Source organism: Nocardioides aquaticus, from assembly GCF_018459925.1.
GTDB lineage: Bacteria > Actinomycetota > Actinomycetes > Propionibacteriales > Nocardioidaceae > Nocardioides > Nocardioides aquaticus.
The window spans coordinates 2883961-2896819 of the sequence record NZ_CP075371.1; the positions used below are offsets into that span (position 1 = coordinate 2883961).

At 68.0% G+C, this 12859-nt stretch carries 19 protein-coding genes; 16 read left to right on the plus strand and 3 right to left on the minus strand.

Annotated features, from left to right (window positions below):
- Positions 1-112 precede the first annotated feature (112 nt).
- The 3 genes from ENKNEFLB_RS13985 to ENKNEFLB_RS13995 all read right to left on the minus strand — a co-directional run bounded on the left by ENKNEFLB_RS13985 (position 113) and on the right by ENKNEFLB_RS13995 (position 2432).
- A complete protein-coding gene (locus ENKNEFLB_RS13985; RefSeq protein WP_214055967.1) occupies positions 113-631 on the minus strand; it encodes a hypothetical protein in 519 nt (172 codons plus the stop codon).
- 391 nt (positions 632-1022) lie between these two features.
- On the minus strand, positions 1023-1601 hold the full coding sequence (locus ENKNEFLB_RS22630) for an SHOCT domain-containing protein (protein ID WP_246535553.1): 579 nt from the start codon (positions 1599-1601) through the stop codon (positions 1023-1025).
- 363 nt (positions 1602-1964) lie between these two features.
- A complete protein-coding gene (locus ENKNEFLB_RS13995; protein WP_214055968.1) occupies positions 1965-2432 on the minus strand; it encodes a hypothetical protein in 468 nt (155 codons plus the stop codon).
- 331 nt (positions 2433-2763) lie between these two features.
- On the opposite strand from ENKNEFLB_RS13995, the gene ENKNEFLB_RS14000 reads away from it, so the two are divergent.
- The 16 genes from ENKNEFLB_RS14000 (at position 2764) to ENKNEFLB_RS14070 (ending at position 12849) form a co-directional block, all read left to right on the plus strand.
- Positions 2764-3897 carry a tyrosine-type recombinase/integrase gene (locus ENKNEFLB_RS14000; RefSeq protein WP_214055969.1) on the plus strand — a complete coding sequence of 378 codons (1134 nt, stop codon included), beginning with the start codon at positions 2764-2766 and terminating at the stop codon, positions 3895-3897.
- Positions 3897-4481, plus strand: coding sequence for a hypothetical protein (locus ENKNEFLB_RS14005; protein WP_214055970.1), 585 nt, complete (start codon positions 3897-3899; stop codon positions 4479-4481). Before ENKNEFLB_RS14000 ends, ENKNEFLB_RS14005 begins: the two co-directional genes overlap by 1 nt.
- 101 nt (positions 4482-4582) lie before the next feature.
- Positions 4583-4786 (plus strand): helix-turn-helix domain-containing protein, encoded by a 204-nt coding sequence (locus ENKNEFLB_RS14010; RefSeq protein ID WP_214055971.1) that lies wholly within the window; start codon positions 4583-4585, stop codon positions 4784-4786.
- Positions 4786-5031 (plus strand): hypothetical protein, encoded by a 246-nt coding sequence (locus ENKNEFLB_RS14015; protein WP_214055972.1) that lies wholly within the window; start codon positions 4786-4788, stop codon positions 5029-5031. Before ENKNEFLB_RS14010 ends, ENKNEFLB_RS14015 begins: the two co-directional genes overlap by 1 nt.
- Before the next feature lie 20 nt (positions 5032-5051).
- Entirely contained in the window at positions 5052-5330 is a 279-nt protein-coding gene (locus ENKNEFLB_RS14020; protein ID WP_214055973.1) for a hypothetical protein, read from the plus strand.
- On the plus strand, positions 5327-5605 hold the full coding sequence (locus tag ENKNEFLB_RS14025; protein WP_214055974.1) for a hypothetical protein: 279 nt from the start codon (positions 5327-5329) through the stop codon (positions 5603-5605). Before ENKNEFLB_RS14020 ends, ENKNEFLB_RS14025 begins: the two co-directional genes overlap by 4 nt.
- On the plus strand, positions 5602-6243 hold the full coding sequence (locus ENKNEFLB_RS14030; RefSeq protein ID WP_214055975.1) for a hypothetical protein: 642 nt from the start codon (positions 5602-5604) through the stop codon (positions 6241-6243). The genes ENKNEFLB_RS14025 and ENKNEFLB_RS14030 overlap by 4 nt, the downstream gene beginning before the upstream one ends.
- A 92-nt stretch (positions 6244-6335) precedes the next feature.
- Entirely contained in the window at positions 6336-6464 is a 129-nt protein-coding gene (locus tag ENKNEFLB_RS22920) for a hypothetical protein (RefSeq protein WP_275955895.1), read from the plus strand.
- A 364-nt stretch (positions 6465-6828) separates the two neighbouring features.
- Complete coding sequence (locus tag ENKNEFLB_RS14035) at positions 6829-8568, plus strand: phage terminase family protein (protein WP_214055976.1); 1740 nt, start codon at positions 6829-6831, stop codon at positions 8566-8568.
- 165 nt (positions 8569-8733) lie between these two features.
- Positions 8734-9813 carry a phage portal protein gene (locus ENKNEFLB_RS14040; protein WP_214055977.1) on the plus strand — a complete coding sequence of 360 codons (1080 nt, stop codon included), beginning with the start codon at positions 8734-8736 and terminating at the stop codon, positions 9811-9813.
- On the plus strand, positions 9810-11438 hold the full coding sequence (locus ENKNEFLB_RS14045) for an HK97 family phage prohead protease (protein ID WP_214055978.1): 1629 nt from the start codon (positions 9810-9812) through the stop codon (positions 11436-11438). The genes ENKNEFLB_RS14040 and ENKNEFLB_RS14045 overlap by 4 nt, the downstream gene beginning before the upstream one ends.
- Positions 11438-11626, plus strand: coding sequence for a hypothetical protein (locus ENKNEFLB_RS14050; protein ID WP_214055979.1), 189 nt, complete (start codon positions 11438-11440; stop codon positions 11624-11626). The genes ENKNEFLB_RS14045 and ENKNEFLB_RS14050 overlap by 1 nt, the downstream gene beginning before the upstream one ends.
- On the plus strand, positions 11626-11799 hold the full coding sequence (locus ENKNEFLB_RS14055) for a hypothetical protein (RefSeq protein WP_214055980.1): 174 nt from the start codon (positions 11626-11628) through the stop codon (positions 11797-11799). Before ENKNEFLB_RS14050 ends, ENKNEFLB_RS14055 begins: the two co-directional genes overlap by 1 nt.
- The gene (locus ENKNEFLB_RS14060) at positions 11796-12089 is read left to right on the plus strand and encodes a hypothetical protein (protein ID WP_214055981.1); all 294 of its coding nucleotides are present in this window, start codon (positions 11796-11798) and stop codon (positions 12087-12089) included. Before ENKNEFLB_RS14055 ends, ENKNEFLB_RS14060 begins: the two co-directional genes overlap by 4 nt.
- Positions 12086-12433 (plus strand): hypothetical protein, encoded by a 348-nt coding sequence (locus ENKNEFLB_RS14065; protein ID WP_214055982.1) that lies wholly within the window; start codon positions 12086-12088, stop codon positions 12431-12433. The genes ENKNEFLB_RS14060 and ENKNEFLB_RS14065 overlap by 4 nt, the downstream gene beginning before the upstream one ends.
- Complete coding sequence (locus ENKNEFLB_RS14070) at positions 12430-12849, plus strand: hypothetical protein (protein WP_214055983.1); 420 nt, start codon at positions 12430-12432, stop codon at positions 12847-12849. Before ENKNEFLB_RS14065 ends, ENKNEFLB_RS14070 begins: the two co-directional genes overlap by 4 nt.
- The last annotated feature ends 10 nt before the right edge of the window (positions 12850-12859 follow it).

A 12859-nucleotide genomic window follows, 5' to 3' on the forward strand; every position in this document is an offset into this window, starting at 1 on the left:
AGTCGTTGCCCCCGAGACCTCGGACGGCAATGAGGCGCCCCGCTCGTCACGGGTTTCTGCGCCACGTGCGTCCGGGCCCCGTCCCTCTCGCGGCTGAGCGAGCTAACTTTACTCAGCGATACCGGACGACTGTTCTGGTCAGGGTGTCTGCGAACTCGCGGTTCGGTAGGCCGATCGAGGTGTACGCGGTCTGCTTGCCCACACCTTCTCCGAGGCAGGCCTGCGGGACGCGTACTACAAATCGGTCCTGGTCGAGCTTCCATGTGGCGCGAAGGCCACTGCAGTTCAGTCGGTCCCAGGTGCCGCCGCTCCGGCTGTACAACACCTTCGTTCTTGCGCCGCCACGCGCACGCTTGGCGTAGACCTCGAACTGGGAGTTCCTGCGTTTCATCGCGGGGGTCGCGAAGCTGACGCGGACCTGGGTCGTCACGTTCTGCAGGTTGGCGACCTTGGCATTGACGCTGAAGGCCTGCGCGCTGTTGACGTACTTCCCCGACAACAGGTCGTACTTGGCGGCCGCATCGCCACGCGGATCGGTGCGCGTGGCGTCAGCAGCACTCGTGGGAGGGGCCAAACCCAGGACGAGTGCTGAGGAAGCGCCGAGGATGAGCGCACGCATCGCAGTTGCCATGAGGCAGACCTTAGATCGAATCGTGCGGACCGAGACCTTTTTCCGAGGCCTTGCCTTCTCTTGCTCACGACGGGTGGTTTGAGGCTTACTCGACGGCGCGTCGGCCGACCGCGAACCGGTCCGACAGCACGGCTGAGGGAAACGAACGGCTGAGGGTGGCAGGCAAGGCCAACCCTGCATTGGTCGGCTGGGAGCGGTACGAGGCTGCTCGGATCGAGGTCACCGACATGAAGACGGGCGACGTCGTGCCGGAGTCCGTGGGGCGGCCGCCGATCCTGCCGCACCACAGAGGCCTGTAGTTCCCAGCCGAGGAACCCGGGACGCCTTCGCGTCGGCCGCCTTCTTGCCAGAGCCTGGGTCTCGACGACGTCCCCTTGACGGGAGGATCGTCTTAGAGGCGCGCCAGCAACTCAGTCTTCTTCGCCACGAACTCGTCTTCGGTGAGCACACCTTGGTCGCGGAGTGCAGCGAGTTTCGCGATCTGCTCGGTGAGGTCCGGCACCGACGTCGGCGGGGCCGGAACAGCCATCGGCTGGGGAAAGTCCTGGGTCCGCGCGGCGGGCTCGGGCGGCGGCGCGGCGAGCAACGCTTGGCGGTCTTTCAATACGATCGCGAGGTGCGTGAACAACTTCTCCGGCAGTTGGATCAGGGACTGATCCCCGTCGGCCCAATCGATCCGAAGGGTGCGAGCCGGGCGCATCGTATCGACCGTGGAACCGATAGCGGCTGAGGCCAGCTTACCGACAAGTCCTGGCAAGACAGCGCCCGCCATCGCTTGACCGACGGCACCGACGGCACCGGCAGCACCGGCCCGCGTTTCCGTGTTGAGCTCTTCCCAAGCCAGAACTGTTTCCCGATTAAGCGGCACCTTCCTGAACTTGAGAGGAACCTGCAGGGCGAGTTCGCCCTTAGGGGTCAGCAAGACCATTGCGGTCATATACCGGCCGCCGACCACTTTCCCGTTTGCCATGGCGCCACATTACGGGTGTTGACACACCGGAGTTGGTGGACTGACCAGCCCCGCCGACGTCCACCGAACGGATGCAGGATGCCGCCACCCAGAGTTGCCGCACGAACGGGTCCCCGCGCCCGTCCCGGGCGGGTACAGCCGTGATTACCCAGCCCTGCCACCCGCGACCCTCGAGCGGAGGGCGCCACGCCAGCAGGAGCCCCGGCGCGACGTCTTCGCCCCAGCGGCCGGTGAAGCAGACCTCGACGCGCTCGGCACGCTGGTGATCAAGGCCGGTGAGGTTACGACCCGGGCGCCGACGAGGGGAGCGTTCGGGCCGGTCCCCGCCCCTGGCAGGCCAGGTTTCCGGTCCGGAAACGGACCTCAGATCAGGTCTCGGACCTTGTTGTTGGCCTGAGCAGTATCGCTAGCCAGGGCACGGACCTTCTTTGCGGCGGCCGGGTCACACCTGTCATAGAGGGCACAAAGCGACAGTTCGTAGTTCATCTCGGTCAGCGGAACCATGGTCCGCTGGACAGCTCGGTACAGCTCCTTGGAGCAGAGAACGCTCATTTCGCTGTCCAACGCCCGGAGGTTGTCCAGGTTCACAGTCTCGGCAAACGCTGGTGCCGTCGTGGAACCGTCGAGGGAGTGCTCCCCGACCCGGTCAGTCCAGGTCGCGGCCGCGACGCGACAGTCGTCGCTCTCACCTTCGGGTGCCGGCTCCTCGCTCGGAGATGGCGGCGCCTCGGTCGACGGTGCGGACGTGGACTCCCCCTCGGACGAGTCGTCTCCGCACCCGGCCAGCACCACCGCCAGCGCGGGCAAGAGCAGCAGGATTCGAGACGGCATGGGCACAGTGTGGGGGCTCCGGACCGTCCATAGTCCGTTTCCTCAGGTAAGTGCTGCCCGTCGTGCTATCCCTCCGCATCCGTCCGGATAACACGTGGGTAGCACGAAGGCAGGTCCTCGCGAAGCAGAACCAGCCCTGACCTGCGCAAGTGACGGTGGGCGATACTGGGTTCGAACCAGTTTCCGACGTACTTGGCGTCACTGGCCCTGACCTGCTCAAACCCGGTCGTGACCTGCGAACACTCGGAACAGTAGCGCGGTACGTAGCGGAACACAACGGAACAGACTGCTAAACTGATCTGGCATGCTGGTGGCACGACACGGAGGTCAGATGCCCAACACCAAGGGGAGCCGGACCGGCTTCGGCAACACCCGACGACTCCCCTCGGGCCGCTGGCAAGCGCGGTACACCGGCCCTGACGGTCATTCGCATAAGGCTCACGTCACCTTTGACACCAAGGGCGACGCAGAGTCCTGGCTGTCGACAGTCCGCACTGACATCGTGCGCGAGACATGGCGACCACCGACCGGGGCGCCGGGAGCCAAGGTGCTGACGTTCGGTGACTACGCCGAGGCGTGGATCGCGGGCAGGTTGGTGCGGGGCCGACCCCTGGCTGATCGCACCCTCGAGCACTACCGGACGCTGCTGGACACCTACATCCTGCCCACGTTCGGCGGGACTCCCCTGCGCTACATCACGCCTGAGCTCGTCGACCACTGGTATGCCGTAACTGCCGTCGGGAAGCCGACCACCCAGGCACACGCCTACTCCCTGCTGCGGACCATCCTGGGCACTGCGGTGGACCGAAACCTCATCACGACGGCCAACCCGGCCAAGGTGCGCGGAGGTGGCTCGACCCAGCGCGTGAAGAAGGTCCGGCCGGCCACGCTCGGCGAGCTCGAGGCCATCGTCGCCGCCATGCCCGAGCGGTATCGGTTGATGGCTCTGCTGGCGTCCTGGTGCGCCCTGCGGTTCGGCGAGCTGACCGAGCTGCGCCGCGAGGACGTCGACACCAAGACCGGCACGCTTCGCATCCGTCGTGGCGTCGTGCGTGCCGCAGGGCGGACGATCATCAAGGCGCCCAAGAGCGACGCGGGCAGCCGTGACGTGGCGATCCCGCCCCACTTGATGCCGCTGGTGCGCGAGCACCTGTTGCAGCACGCCGAGCCGGGTCGTGGCGGGTTGCTGTTCCCAGCCAAGGGCGGTGGGCACCTGGCCCCCTCGAGCCTCTATCGCGTGTTCTACCGCGCCCGTGACGTCGCTGGACGCCCGGACCTCCGATGGCACGACCTTCGGCACACCGGAGCCGTGCTGGCCGCGCAGACCGGCGCCACGTTGATCGAACTGATGGGCAGGCTGGGGCACTCGACGCCGGCAGCGGCGCTGCGATACCAGCATGCCGCGCAGGAGCGTGACGTCGAGATTGCACGGCGCCTGTCGGCCATGGTGGAGGTGAGTGAGTAGTGGGAGGCGAGCTTCCCGAGGGCCACATGATCCAGTGGGCCTACGACAACGACTACCTGATTGTCGGCGGCAAGATTGTTCCGATCGGCAAGTCGGTCGCGCCGGAGTTCGCGTACCGAATACTGAGCGAGGAGGAACCGCCAGAAGGTGGCTGGACTGACGAACAACTGTCGGCTGCGGCCGACTTCCACTGGTACCGGATCACATCGCACTTCGACCCGTCACCCATGATGAATCCGGAGTTGCACGCCCCCCGCGACCAGGCCGTGATGTGGCGTCTCGACTGCCCGTCCTGCTCGGCCAAGATGGCCTTGTTCGGAATTGACGCGGAGGCGGTCAAGTTTCGACAGGATGCGGTCTGGATTCATACCTACCGCCGCGTGGGGCAGCAGTACCACGGCCTGAGCGAGTCCTTTAGTGAGGGTGAGTACGAGGCCTTTACCCAAGTGCGACTGACCTGCGGGACGCCGAAGTGTCGCGGGTTCGAGAAGTATCGAATCGAGACGGTGGTCAACCGGATGCACCGGCTGAGGCTGGCATACGAACCGGGCAAGATCGTGACCGGCGCACTCCCTTCCAGTTGATGTAGGATGGTTCCACCAGCAGCTCCATTCGGGGTTGGCGGATGACAGGATGAACTTGCTCCTTAGGCAAGGCTTAATTGCCATGCCCAAGGAGCTTTTGCATGTCCATCAGAATCACCGACCGCCGTTGGCTTAGCCAGCAGGAGGCCGCCGACTATCTCGGCGTGACCGATCGCACGGTTCGCAACTACATCTCCCGCGGCACCCTCGACGGCCACCGCGTCCGTGGCTCTCGTCTAGTCCGTATCGACCGCGCGGACCTCGATGCCCTAATGCGTCGCATCCCGGCCGGGGGGTCCGCCTGATGGCCCGCCGGCTGAACCAGTCGGACCCGACCGCCAACAGGGCGGTCGCCAACGTCGATCGCGAGGCGAAGGCTGCCCCCAAGCGCAAACTGCTCCACGAGTTTCCTGAGGTCTTCGATGACCTCAGCGACTACGGCTGCCGCTTCGTCGCGTTCCGCGCCCTCGGTCTCGCCGGGGACAACGTCTGGGCTATCCGGCTTGAGCACCTTGAGAAGGCCCGAGCGGAGTACGGGGCGCAGGCATGAGGCGCCGGCGCACCCTCGAGGTGGAGATCGACCGGCACCAGAGCATCCTGCGCGGCCGCGGAAGCCGCGAGATCCTGATCCAGATCACGGGCCGAGCTCCAGTCTGGGTCGCCAGCGCACGCGGCTGGAGTTGTCAGGAGCGTTCGGCTCGGTCATCGATCGCGCTCGCCGAACACCTTGGCTACGACATCGAGGTGATCGGCAGACGATCGGCACGAGCCCGTGCGATTGACGCGTTGCTGGCCGCGCCCGCCCCTCGCTTCCCCGAGCAAGCTGACCCGGGTGGTGGTCGCTGGTGACGCCGGAGCAGCAGGACCACGTCGAGCACTTCCGCGCACGGGTCCTCGCCCAGGCCCTGCTCGACGGGTGGAGCATCCACAACGAGCGGCAGGCCGCACGCTGGGCCGCCGCACGACCCCGAGCAGACGACTACCTCGGCCAGTCGACCCTCGAGCAGCAGCGTGAGCGCTACTACCGGATGACTGCGGTCGCCTCGGCGTACCGCAACCGGTCGACGATCGTCCCGTTCGTCGAGCTGGTCGACACCTTCGACTCATTGTGGGAGGCGTCTTGAGCAACCGCCGCACCTACACCGAGCGCCGGACCTACTCCGCGCGCGTCATGCAGTTCCGCAAAGCCGTCTACGCGGACCGCGAGCCGGTCGAGGTCGTCGTTGAGAAAGGGAAGCGGCGCGGTCAGGTGGAGTCAGTGGCGATGACCAATGGGGCTCGGCTGCTGCTCCTGCGCCTGTCTGACGACATGAATGCGAACGGCATAGTCTCTGTGCCCAGCGGCGAGCTGGCCAAGCACTTCGGCGTGGCTCCCGCGCGGATCTCGGAATGGATCAAGGCGGCGCGTGCGCACCGGTTCCTCGACCCAGTGACCCGTCCTCGCCAGGGCCACACCGCGGTCTACCAGGGCCTGAATCCAGACAAGCGAGATGTACGCGAGAGCCGTCATCTCGATGTACGCCCTGGCGTACATCTCACCGAACAGGAGCACGGTGAGATGTACGCCCTGGGGGGTAGCCACGAAGAAGCAGTAACCGCACCGGAGGCGCACATCGGTCCGGAGGCCTCTACTCGCCGTCGCCGACGAGGCAGAGAAGAAGGGACCCAGCACGACCCGGTGGCCTTCCATCTCGCGGTCTGCGCGGCTCACGGCGATCTCGCCTGCACTTCCTGTCGCACAGACCAGCGCGAGGTGTCGTGATGACCGCAACCGTCATCCCATTCCCCAGCCAAGACCGCGACCCCGCGCCCTGCCGATGCCCGCGCTGCGAGCTCGACGCCCTAGCCGACCGCGTGCGAGCAGCTCTCGACCAGACCGAGGGCGAGTTGCTGATCTCGCGAGACGAGCTCGGCATTGCCTACGCCGACCTGCTGGCCACGACTGACCGGCTGCTGCCGACCGAGAGGAACACCAAGCCATGACCGTCCTCGACCAGCAGGTAAGCAACCACTACCTCCCAGCCTGGGCGCGGGTGTGGGTCTGGGCTCTGGCCAACGCCGACAGACACGGCCACGCTCGGGCCTACCCGGGTCAACTGCGCGACGTGCTGGATACCCGTGACTCACGGCAGGTAAGCCGGGCTATCAAGCTCGCCCGCGAACGCCGCGTCATCGACGGGTGCAGCAGCGCCGGGTGTCTGGTCCTGCCCGGCCACGCCGGCCACCCGTGTCCTGCCATCCACCGGGGTGGCGCATGAGCGGCAGTTGGTCAGGACGCAGGGTCACCACCGCACGCACCATCGTGGGTGCATGGCTGCCGGTGCAGTGCGGGCGCTGCCCCCGCATCGTGGACGGCACCGAGCCCTGGGTCGTGGGCCACCGGGTCAGCCGCGTGATGCGGCCCGACCTGATCGACGACCCTGGCAACTGGCAGGCCGAGCACCGGGGGTGCTCCGACGCCAGCGCGCAGGCAGCCGTGATCGAGAAGGCCCGAGCAGAGGGCGCACGCGCCGCACTGAGCGATTTTCCCCACGACGACGGCCCCGGGCAGCCCCCGCTCCTTCCGACACACACACGGGAGGCCTCAGTGCCGCTCGTCGAGGCTCGAGACGGTCTCGCGTGGGCCGATCTCTGCCGGGACGCACCGCAGTGGCTCACGCCGTACCTCGACGTCCCTGGGGATGGTGCTCCACCGCTGTGGGTCACGGGCGTTCACCCCGATGCGGTCGGCAGCATGGGGCCGGCGGCCATCGAGTGGATGGAGTCCAACGTCATGGAGCGCGGTCGGCCTCTGCGTCTGCGCTGGTGGCAGAAGCTGGCGATCGTCCTTCAGCTTCAGCACCGCGCGGACGGCACGCTGTGCTGGCGGGTCATCCTCGAGTCGGGGCCGCGGCGGATCGGCAAGTCGGTTCGCCTGCGTGGGATGGCGTTGTGGCGACTGGCGAACGGCCCGACGCTCTTCGAGCCCGAGCAGCTGGTGCTGCACACCGGCAAGGACCTCGCGATCGTGCGTGAGGTCATGCGCAAGGCGTGGGCGTGGGCGCAGCCGCTGGAGGACTGGGACATCAAGCGCGGCATGACCGAGCCGGAGGTCTCCTACCTCGGCGTGAACCGCTGGGTCGCCCGCAGCAAGGACTCCACGACCGGGTACGACGCCTGCCTGGCGCTGTGTGACGAGGCGTGGGACGTGCCGCCCTCCAGCATTGACGACGACCTCGAGCCGACGATGCTGGAGCGGCAGTCACCGCAGCTCGTGCTGACCTCGACGGCGCACCGACGGGCGACCAGCCTGATGCGTGGGCGGATCCTCGACGCTCTGGCTACCGACGACGGGGAGACGCTGCTGCTGGTCTGGGCGATGCCTCCTGGTGCGGACCCGGGTGATGAGACGGCTTGGCGCTCAGCGTCGCCGCATTGGTCGGAGGATCGCCGTCGGATGGTCGGCAGCAAGTACGCGAAGGCGCTGGCCGGCGAGGCCGACCCGGAGGCAGACGACCCCGATCCCATGCAGGGTTTCATCGCGCAGTACGGCAACGTCTGGCGCTTCCGGGAACGTCGTCAGCAGCGGGGCGAAGGGATCACCACCGAGACCAGGTGGGGCGCCCTTGTCGAGACCGCAGGTGTAAATACACCCGACGGCGCTGCGATCGAGTCCTGGTTCGGCCGCGGGATCAGTCTTTCGCTGGTCTGGCGCCTCGACGAGCGCCTGGTGGTCTCGGTCTCCGACCATGCCGACTTCGACTCTGCGGTCGACGCTCTGCGGGCCACCGGCTACCGGGGGCGGACCCCGCTGGGTGCCTCGCTGATGACGGAGCCGGCAGCCAGGCGCGTCAACCGCACGAAGGGCGAGAGCCGCACCGCCACCTCGGTCAACGACCTCTCCCGGATGCTGTCTGAGGATCTGGTGCGCCACGACGGAGGGCAGCACCTCACCGATCAGGTGCTCGCCGTGCGCACGTTGCCGGGAGCCGACGGGCCTCGCATGGTCTCCTCGAGCAGGGCCGATGCGATCAAGGCCGCGGTCTGGGCGATCCGCGTTGCCAGAGCTCGAATCGGCAAGCCGCGCGTGGTGGTGGCCAGTTCCTGACCGTGGGGTCGGCCAGGACTGACAACGCAGCCCCGCGCGGGCGCGACGCCCGACACGGTGGTGCTCGTGGGGTGGATGTGGGATGCGCTCCGGGCTGGTCCTCCGGCAGTAGACACGGACTCGGCGTCGACCTTCGCGGTCGACGCCGAGTCAGTCCCGCCCTCAGTGATCGGCCTGGAGTCCTACGCCTCCGCCACCGCGATCGCTCCCCGCGTCTCGCGCCGTGAGGCCATCCAGGTCCCGGCCGTCAAGCGGTCCCGCGACCTGATCGTTGGCTCGCTCGGCCAGCTCCCGCTCAGCGTGGTCAAGGCCGATCTCAGCATCGAGTCCGCCTCCTGGCTCCAGCAGCCCGAGCGCAACGTCCCCCGCTCGGTGACCATGTCCCGCCTGGTCGAGGATCTCCTCTTCGAGCAGGTCGCCTGGTGGCGGATCATCGAGTCCGACTACCGCAACTTCCCGGCCCGCGTGAAGCGCCTCAAGCCCGACGAGGTCTCCCTCGACGAGGATCAGGGCAAGGTCTACGTCGGCGGCAAGCACGTCCCTGACGACGAGCTGATCCGCTTCGACTCCCCGAACGACGCGCTGCTCGTTGCCGGCGCCCGCGCGATCCGTCAGTGCCTCCTGCTCGACCAGGCCGCTCAGCGTTACGCCGACGGTGCGCCTCCCGGTGACTACTTCACCCCGGCCGAGGGCGCCGACCCGTTCGACGACGACACCGAGGCCCAGTCGCTGCTGCTCGACCCTTGGGCGTCTGCCCGGAAGCGCCGGTCGACCGCATGGGTCCCGGCCGCGGTGAACTACCACACCGCCACCTTCAATCCCGAGCAGCTCGAGCTGGCCGACCAGCGCCAGCACGCCGTGCTCGAGATCGCCCGCGTGGCCGGCGTCGACCCCGAAGAGCTGGGCGTCTCGACCACCTCGCGGACCTACGCCAACCAGTTCGACCGCCGCAAGAACTTCCTCGACTTCACCCTCGGCAGCTACCGCGCCGCCGTCGAGGACCGCCTCTCGATGGGCGACGTCACCCCGCGCGGCTCGCTGGTGCGCTTCGACCTCGACGGGTTCCTGCGCTCGTCTGCCAAGGAGCGTTTCGAGGCTTACAAGCTCGGCCTGGAGGTCGGCGCCATCGGGCCCGAGGAGATCCGGCCCGCCGAGGGCAAGCCGCAGTTGATCGCTGAGCGCCCCATCGCTCCCGTGCGCGCGATCGGCAGCACGCCCACCCAGCGCACCGAGGAGACCGCATGAGCGAGACCGTGACCATGGACGTCGCCGCACCCGCCGGGACTGTCTTCGCCGTCGACGTCGAGAAGCGGATCATCCGCGGCCGAGCCGTCCCCTACGGCGTGCAGGGCCTCAAGGACGGCAAGCAGTTCCAGTTCAGCAAGGGCACCATCCGCCCCCGCGAGGGGATGAAGGTCAAGCTGTGGGCCCTCCACGACAAGACCCAGGCCGCTGGGGTCGTCACCGAGTGGGACGACAACGACGAGGGCCTCGACGTCGCCTTCCGGGTCGCCCGTGGCGCCGACGGTGACCGCGCCCTGTCCCTTGCCGAGGACGAGGTCTGGGACGGCCTCTCCATCGGCCCCAGCGAGGGAGCCAAGTACGCCATCCGTGGCGGCGTCTACCACGCCGTCGACATCCCGATCCACGAGATCAGCCTCACGCCTGCGCCGGTCTTCGGCGGGGCGCGAGTTACCAGCGTCGCTTTCGACACCGAGGAGAACCACATGACCGACACCACGACCGAGCCGGTCGTCGAGGCCCCCGGTCTCGACTTCTCGGCGCTCACCGACGCCCTGAGCGCCGGCATCCAGACCGGCTTCGCGAACCTCCAGGCCCCGCAGGGAGGCCGCGAGAGCGTCTCGGCCACCGAGGGTCTCGAGGTCACCGAGGCCCTGCCGTACCGCTTCGACGGCCTCGCGGGCGACCACAGCCTGGTCGAGGACATGCGGGCGGCGCAGAACGGCGACAGCGTTGCCAAGCAGCGTTTCGAGACCTTCGTCGAGGAAGCCTTCGCGGTCACCACGACCAACACCGGCACGCTGAACCCGACCAAGAACCGGCCCGAGCTCTACGTGCCGAACCTGACCTACGCGACGCCGCTGTGGGACTCGGTCTCCACCGGCACGATCGATGACCGCACCCCGTTCACGGTGCCCAAGTTCTCCTCAACCTCCGGCCTGGTGAGCGTTCACACCGAGGGCGTCGAGCCCACCCCCGGCGCCTTCGCGGCGACCTCGCAGACCATCACCCCCGGCGCACTGTCGGGCAAGATCGAGATCAACCGCGAGGTCCTCGACCAGGGCGGCTCGCCGCAGGCCGACGGGATCATCTGGGGCGAGATGCTCAACGCCTGGTTCGAGGCGCGAGAGGCCCGCGTGGCCGCCGTCCTGGCCGCCGTTCCCACCGCCGAGCTGAACCTCGCCAGTGCCGTCGACGCACCCCTGATCAACGCGCTGACCGACTACTTCGCCGGCCTCCAGTTCGTCCGAGGCGGCAACCGCTTCACCCGCTTCGTCGCCGACGGTCAGCTCTTCCCCAAGCTGGTGTCTGCTGCCGACTCGACCGGCCGCAAGCTCCTGCCCGTCCTCGGCGCCACCAACGCCCAGGGCACCGTCGACGCAGGCTTCGACCGAGTCCAGCTCGGCAACCAGACCATGCGCGCCGCGTGGGCCCTGGGTGCGACCGCGGCCAGCAAGTCCTACTCCTTCGTCCCCTCCAGCGTCTACGCCTGGTCCTCGGCCCCGAAGCGGTTCACCTTCGAGTACCAGGTCAAGTCCGTCGACATGGCGATCTGGGGCTACGCAGCCGGCGCAGTGCTCCGCGACTCCGACGTCAAGCCCATCGACTACACCACGGCGGATGCCTGATGGCCCGTCAGCGTCGCACCGTCGAGACCGACGACGGCGAGACCCGCACCGCTCCCACGGCTGAGGAGCGCAAGGGCATGCGTGCCCACGACGACAACGGCAACGTCCGCCCGGCCGATGGCCGCTGGGACCTGCACGAGCCGGCCGAGGAGTCGGTCCACGTGCGCACCTCGAAGGGGAACGAGTGATGGCTGAGACCGAGAAGAAGACGACCTACAAGGTCGGCGACACGATGGCGGTGAAGCCTGCTGGGATCGTCATCCGCCCCGACGGCTCGACGCACATCGTCATCCGCGGCACGTTCTACCTCGACCAGCCCGGCAAGTTCCTGGTCGACGGCACCGAGGTCATGGTCAAGTGACCGCGTCGGTGCCCGAGGCCTCTGACGTCGCGATCGCCCTCGGCAGGGACGCGTTCGTGATCCAGGACGTGTACGAGGCCGAGGTCGCCGACCAGTCCCGCCGATGCCGCGTCGAGCCGTACAACGCGGCGCTCGCCTCTGCGCTGGTGCGCCGGGTCAGCCGGTCTCTGGCCATGCGCAACCTGCCGCTCGGCGTGCTCCAGGACGAGACCGGCGCAACCCGCGTCGGATCGGTCGACCCGGAGGTTCGTCGGCTCGAGGCCCCCTACCGCAGGGTCGTGATCGGGTGAACGGCCGAGGCGACATCGCCGCCGCGGCCAGCTCGGTCCCAGGCATCATCGGCCACGAGTACGTGGTCGGTGAGACCGACCCGGGCACGGTCTACCCGCGCCTGGACCGCATCGAATATCCCAACGCCTTCGGCGGGGTCGCGCACTGGAACGTCGTTCTCGTGCTGCCTCAGGACCTTGCCGAGGCCGAGCGTTACGCCGAGGACACGCTGCCCGTCCTCAAGGCCGCGCTCGACCCGCACCTCGTCATCACCGCCGTGCTGCTGCAACGGCTCCAGCTCGACGGCGTCGGCACTCTGCCGGTCGCCTTCATCAACGGACACAGAGAGGCGGATCTGTCATGACCGCACTGGGAACCCGACTGCTCACCCTGACCATCGGCGGGGAGGAGTACGCCGCGCAGGTCTCCAACTGCCGCATCACCACGGGCGAGGCCGACTCCGACTTCGTCTCCTTCGCACAGGCTGCGGCCGGCGGTGGCCGGGAGTACAAGCTGGCCTTCACCGCCGTGCAGGACCCCGACGCCGACACGATCTGGGACCTGGTGTGGACCCAGGCCGGCTCCACCGTCGCCGCGGTCATCAAGCCCAACGGCGGCACCGTAGCGGGCCCCGCTACACCGCACTTCACGGGCAACGTCGTCATCACCGAGCCTGACGGCGACATCCTCGGTGGGGAGGCGAACGCCTCGAGCACCGCCAAGTTCACCTTCGAGGCCGAGTGGACCTACACCGCCAAGCCCGTCCGCGTCATCGCCTGAGCGCCCGGTC